The sequence below is a fragment of the Marinagarivorans sp. genome (assembly GCF_982758155.1).
In genome coordinates this window covers 1-3372 of sequence record NZ_CEXWTU010000350.1, presented here as the reverse complement: position 1 = coordinate 3372, position 3372 = coordinate 1, and the positions used below count along the sequence as shown (strand labels likewise).

The following is a 3372-nucleotide window of genomic DNA, read 5'->3' as shown; positions in this document are numbered from 1 at the left end:
AGGAGGAGGAGGAAGAGGAGGAGGACAACGACGACCACGCTATACAACAGCCATTAATAGCCGCGTAAATGCCATTGGTTGTTCGGCGCAAGAAGGGGATCAAGATAAAGATGGCGCTATCAACGCGATTGATCAATGTCCCTATTCAGAAACAGGAATTCCGACAGACCGTTACGGCTGTAATCCTAAGCAATATGATGAGCTTAACAAACAACATCTTGCCGCCATACTAGCCAAAAAAGCTAAGCACACAGAGCGCTTAGCTTTTTGTCCAACGAATTAAGAAAGAGTTAGCCCCTCCCTTAATTCGTATTGCAAGAAGAATACACGTACCACTAAAGTGCAGCGCAGACCTCACCCACTCCGCCTGGAATCGTAATGCATACTTTGGGCGCTGCCGATAAATCCAAACGACCGCCCGCTAAACTATGGCACGCTCCATTTATGCAGTACTCACCCTGTAAATTGGCACTCAAGCCGCCGCCGCTCAATCTAAAATCTGCCGCGCCTCTATATTCACCTAAAGCAACATCTTCCACCTCACAAGAAGCTTCAATATCACAGGTTTTTGGCACATGGCATTTTTTCGGCTGACTACACGTATTTTCTACGTCACAGGTATTGGGCTGCGAGCAACTTCTAGGCACATCACATTCAGCCGCCACCTGACAAGACTTGGGTGTCTCGCATGTCGCTGCCACCTGACAAGACTTTGCTTTTTCACAGTTTTTGAATCCATTAAGAGCGCACTGAAAGGCATTGAGTAGGGTGTCCACACCACACACTGATGCATTCGTAATAGTATTGAACCCACAAATAGCTCCATCAGTGACTGTGCTAGTCCCGCACGCGGCAGCATTCGTCACCGTCTTCAAACCACAAACACTTTTATTAGCCACAAAGTCAGCACCACAAAGCGCAGCACTCGTCACTGTAGATGAACCACACTCAAGCGCACTGGTAACCGTACTGTAGCCACAGATTGCACCACTCACAATATTCTCGGTGCCACAAACAGCCTGGTTCGCCACAAAATCTGTACCGCACTTTACGCCATCAGTGACTGTCGTATAACCACACCGAGCACCACTAACGATGAAACTGGTAATCACGTTTTCAAAGGGTATCAACACATCCGCTACACCGCGTACATCTATGCCTGCGGGACTAATTTCACCCGACATCGCAATTTGAGATAGCCCGGTATCAAACGCCCCGCGAACCTTAAAGCCATCAAACCCTAAATGTATAACGCCTTCGACAAGATCAACCCCCGCAAGAATAAAGTCACCATGGATATTCGCCATCCAAGCTTCGGGCGAACCTGAAAAATACGCCTGAAGTGTCCCGCCTGCGTGAAAGTTTAGCGCCGAGTGCAGTCCGCCCGCCGATAACTCCCCCTGCAAATACGTACCTGTTTCGCTAATAAATAAGGTCATGTCTTGGCCAGCAATATTGCCAACATCAACACCCAGCCACTGGGATAATACATCACCATTAATACCTGCAGAGACTTCGCTACGGAGCATAAAGTTGAACTCAGGCTCTACATTAACTACGCCAGCCATATTAAAACTCGCCTTTGGAAGGCTTATTGGCACATCCATTCCGCTGAACAAATCCTCACCATTAACATAACCAGAAAATATCGCTTGCTTTTTATCGGCCAAAAAAGTCTGAATAAAACTGGCTCCAGTCACAGTAAAAGGGGATGCCTCTTTGCCTAAAATCGTCAGCCCGAGAAACGCCAAATCAAAATTGAAAGAACCGTTACCGGCGATAACCGCTTCTTTCAATTCCAGATTTACATGCCTTGGTACAAAAGCATCGGCCACCACCAACGCGAATTGAGGAAGAACACTTTCAGTTATAGTTCGCCATGGCTCGGGATATTCTACGTATTCAAGACCCTCCTCTGGAGCATCAAATTCAATTGGAAGTGCAGTCTCACCAGAGATGCCTGCAACGACAAACTCACCATCAACAGACATAATCCCCGCGCCCAATGGAATTGTACCCTCAAGGAGTACAAGGCCCTTCTCGAAAGGTACAAGGGACTCTTCTAACCCCCAGTTCACTTGAGGCCTAAAAGGTATCTCCTGAGATAGCGATACACCCACTCCAACATCTTTTATAGTCATCCCCTTGAGGCCAGGTAAATTCCCGTAAAAATAAAAATAAGGATCTACGGGGTCAAGTATGAAACGTGCCGATGGCTGAACAATAGCTTCGAAAGTTAAACCGTCGACAACAGCCCTAAAGCCGCCATCAATTTCATAGACTAGGTAATGACGATCCCCCCTCAGCGACGGACTCATTAATGCGAGCTCGTTACCACTATGTAAACTAAATGATATATTCACAAGCTCATCAAACTGAGCGGCCTCCAAAAAACCTAGCTTAGGGAAAGGCAGGTTTGATGTGCCATAAATATTGGTGAATTCGGTATAGCTATCATCAACAGCAGTGACGCGAGCAGATACCATATACAACGGAATCTCTCCTTTCGATGACGACACATAAATATCCCCCGCAATGCTTAAACCAAAACCCTCACTATCAACCACCTCCTCAACTGTCGCTTCATCCAAGCGAATATGAATATCAAAGATCGTGATACCCATAGAATAATCATGACGACTCGAATTACTTGAGACACTAGAGCTACTTGAATTACTGGAGACACTTGAGGCAGGTGAAGAATTCACACCATTGAAAGCGCTTGAACTGCCCCCCAAACTCCCCAATGACGAACTGGGAAAAATACTAGAATGCCTCTGACTAGAGGAAATACCAGAACTAATATCAACGACACTAGAAGTATCACTCGTTACCGTTGAGCTGGTATCAATAGAACTTATAGAATGGACGCTAGATTCCTTATCGCTAACCGAAGAACCAGCACCGGCCTGGCCGCCTGTGCATGCACACAAACCCATCACAAGAACCATGTAAAACATCACGAAAACGCGGGACACAATCACATTTTAACCCTCTAGAAAATACAGATTATTTAACAATCCAACCAAAACATACTTAGTATCAAGCGCTGCGCCCAAGTGAGTAAAAAGGAAAGACAGCCCCCACAAGCACATGGGGCATCACAGCCTAACAAAAAAGACACCACTGAACATAGGGGCGAGAAAATAATACATTATCCACTAATGCTTTTGTTCTACGCCCTCATCTTCGTTACTTAAAGCGTTTCCCTACTGACTATGCCCTACAGGCCCCAGCATGCGCCCAAAAATCTTAGATTATAGTTTATTCAGAGTAACCAGCGACCGTAGAATTCATACAATCGTTTTAAGGGCGTGCATGAAATAACTTCCCGTTTTTGAATTCCTGGGTGCACGCCCCTTAGAGGCAGGT

The 3372-nt window shown here is 46.1% G+C and carries 2 protein-coding genes; one reads left to right on the top strand and one right to left on the bottom strand.

Going from position 1 to position 3372, the window contains the following annotated elements; translation table 11 throughout:
* A partial coding sequence (locus tag AC3A8L_RS20665) for a hypothetical protein (protein ID WP_487964166.1) occupies nt 1–283 on the top strand: 283 nt, incomplete at its 5' end.
* A gap of 52 nt (nt 284–335) precedes the next feature.
* Here the strand turns inward: AC3A8L_RS20665 and AC3A8L_RS20660 are convergent.
* A complete protein-coding gene (locus AC3A8L_RS20660; protein WP_487964165.1) occupies nt 336–2978 on the bottom strand; it encodes a hypothetical protein in 2643 nt (880 codons plus the stop codon).
* Nucleotides 2979–3372: the final 394 nt, after the last annotated feature.